This window comes from Ekhidna sp. ABH4_415 (genome assembly GCF_056161305.1).
Window position 1 is genome coordinate 1 of sequence record NZ_JBSWYW010000023.1, and the last position, 506, is coordinate 506.

At 50.0% G+C, this 506-nt stretch carries 1 protein-coding gene; it reads left to right on the forward strand.

Annotated elements, in window-relative coordinates:
- Window positions 1–506: hypothetical protein (locus ACXAH9_RS17160; RefSeq protein WP_474896080.1), on the forward strand; the 506-nt coding region annotated here is incomplete at both ends.

Here is a 506-nt window from a genome sequence, read left to right on the forward strand (position 1 = left end):
ACCCACGGCCACAGTGACTACAGACAGTGATCCGATCTCACAGGGAGACCTTACACAGGTAGTTACGGTAACATACAGTGAGGCAATGAATCCGGTAACCAACCCAACGATCACCTTTAGTACAAGTACTAATTTTACAACAGCCGGTGATGGTGCCTGGTCGGGTGGAAACACCATATGGACGGAGACTTTCAACCATAATAGTGGAGCGGAAGAAATTGGTGCAGAGACCGCAGTAGTAGCATCTTCCAGTGGTGCAACGGATGCAGCTGGAAATGACGATGTTGGAGACACCTCTCCATCCTTTGCCATAGACACCCAATCCCCAACAGCAACGGTAACGGTAGATAGTGATCCCATCTTTCCAGGTGATTTGGTCCAGGTGGTGACAGTCACCTATGATGAGCCGATGAACCCTGGGACCAATCCTACGATTACCTTTGGCAATAGCGGAAACTTCACCACAGCAGGTGATGGTGCCTGGTCAGGAGGAAATACGATCTGGA